Origin of the sequence: Actinomadura barringtoniae (assembly GCF_017573505.1) — a bacterium.
Classification (GTDB): Bacteria; Actinomycetota; Actinomycetes; order Streptosporangiales; family Streptosporangiaceae; genus Spirillospora; species Spirillospora barringtoniae.
The window spans coordinates 1-1,538 of the sequence record NZ_JAGEOJ010000054.1 but is presented as its reverse complement, the minus strand read 5'-3'; the positions used below and the strand labels follow the sequence as shown (position 1 = coordinate 1,538).

Annotated in this window: 2 protein-coding genes; one reads left to right on the top strand and one right to left on the bottom strand. The window is 68.5% G+C overall.

The window, feature by feature from the left end:
• The coding region (locus J4573_RS55075; RefSeq protein WP_243775061.1) for a hypothetical protein at nucleotides 1–239 on the bottom strand (239 nt) is incomplete at its 3' end.
• 6 nt (nucleotides 240–245) lie between these two features.
• Here J4573_RS55075 and J4573_RS53360 point away from each other — a divergent pair.
• On the top strand, nucleotides 246–1,538 hold a 1,293-nt coding region (locus J4573_RS53360; protein WP_307797576.1), incomplete at its 3' end, for a condensation domain-containing protein.

The window sequence follows — 1,538 nt, the reverse complement described above, 5'->3', positions numbered from 1 at the left end:
ATCGGCGTCCCGGGCTCACCGCCACGTGTTTTGTTGCCGGCCCGTTTTCTGGGGCGGATTCTGGTGCTCCGGTCGCGGCCGGTTCGCGGATGTATGCCACCGGTGACCGGGCGCATTGGATTGGTGATGGTGAGCTTGTCTTTGATGGGCGGGCTGATGATCAGGTCAAGGTCCGGGGTTTCCGGGTTGAGCCCGGCGAGATCCAGGCCCATCTGAGTGCCCACCCTGATGTTGATCATGCCGTGGTGATCGTCCGGAACGATGCGCTGGTGGCCTACCTGGTGCCGGTGCAGGGCGGTCTGGACGTGGTGGCAGTGCGGGGATATCTGGCCGATCGGCTGCCCGACTACATGGTTCCCTCGGCGTTGGTCGTCCTGGACGAACTGCCGGTCACCATCAACGGCAAACTCGACACCAACGCTCTGCCCGACCCGGTGGCCGAGACCAGCGGCGACCAGGCCCCGGCCGACGCGCGTGAGGAGATCCTGGGCCACCTGTTCGCCGACGTCCTGGAACTGCCCACCATCGCCGGACCCCACGACAACTTCTTCACCCTGGGCGGCCACTCCCTCCTCGCCGCCCGTCTCACCGCCAGGATCCGCTCCGCCTTCGGCGCCGAGCTCAGCGTCCGCGCACTGTTCGAGAACCCCACACCAGCGGAGCTGGCCGGTCGCCTCGACCAGGACGAGACCGGCCGGGCCCGGCCGGCACTGACCGCCGCGGAGCGACCCGAGCGGGTCCCCCTGTCGTTCGGCCAATGGCGGCTCTGGTTCCTGGACCAGCTCGAAGGCGCCGCCCCCACCTACAACATCCCCTTCGTCGTCCGGCTCACGGGTCTGGTCGACGCCTCTGCACTCGACCTGGCGCTCATCGACGTGATCGCCCGCCACGAGACTCTGCGCACACTCGTCACCCTGGATGAGGACGGTCCGCACCAGTCCATCCAGCCGGCTCCCGTCCGGGCCGTCCTGGAGCTCATGGACGCCACGGATGAAGAACTGCCCGCCCTCGTGGGACACCTCGCGCAGCGCCCCTTCGACCTCTCAAAGGATCGTCCGGTCAGGGCGGCACTGATCTCGACGGCCTCCGACCGTCACGTCCTGGTGGTAGTGGTCCATCACGTGGCGGCGGACGGGTGGTCGCGAGTGCCGCTGGGCCGGGACGTGTCCCTCGCGTACACCGCCCGGGTGGCCGGGCAGGCTCCGGCCTGGACCGAGCTGCCGGTGCAGTACGCGGACTTCGCTCTGTGGCAGCGGCGACTACTCGGAGAGGACTCCGACCCGGAGTCCCTGGTATCGGCCCAGCTCGCGTTCTGGCGGGACGCCCTCGCCGACCTGCCGTCCGAGCTCGGGCTGGTTTTCGATCGTCCTCGTCCGGTGGCGGCGTCGCATGCGGGGCATGCGGTGGAGTTCTCGGTGTCGGCGGACGTGCATGAGGCGTTGGTGGAGGTGGCTCGTCGTGAGGGCGTGACGGTGTTCATGCTTTTGCAGGCGGGGTTGGCGGTGTTGTTGTCGAGGCTGGGTGCCGGCACGGACATT